The 533-nt window shown below is 51.6% G+C and carries 1 protein-coding gene; it reads left to right on the top strand.

What is annotated here, in order from left to right; genetic code table 11:
* Positions 1-533: 4-alpha-glucanotransferase (locus ACTHUR_RS17650; RefSeq protein ID WP_440400022.1), on the top strand; the 533-nt coding region annotated here is incomplete at both ends.

The raw sequence follows: 533 nt of genomic DNA on the forward strand, positions 1-533 counted from the left end.
CATTTGTACAGCCTGCGTTCGCAGCGGAACTGGGGCATCGGGGATTTTACCGATTTACTGAATTTGATGGCGTTTGCGGCGGATAAGCAACTGGATTTTATCGGCATCAATCCGCTGCACGCGCTTTTTAGTGCCAAGCCTGCTTTTGCCAGCCCGTACAGTCCGTCTTCGCGCGAATGGCTCAATCCGATTTATCTGGATGTGGAGAAGGTTGGTGCGTTCTCCTACAACGAAAAGCTGAAAAACTGGCTCAAGCAGCCGAATATCTGCCAGCGCATTGCGGCGTTGCGGATTACGGAAACCGTTGCTTATACGGCGGTTTGGGCGTTTAAGCGTGATGCTTTACAGAAGGCATTTGATGCGTTTGAAAACGATGAATGCGAAGCCGCCAAACAAGAGCGGGCGGCATTTGACGCCTTTGTTGAAGAACACAGCGAGGCTTTGGAAGGCTTCGGCTTGTTTGAGGCGTTGGATCAGTATTACAACCGTTCCGGCGAAGTGGGTTGGCTCTCTTGGCCGTTGGAGTTTCATGA

Source organism: Neisseria sp. P0021.S007, from assembly GCF_051956855.1.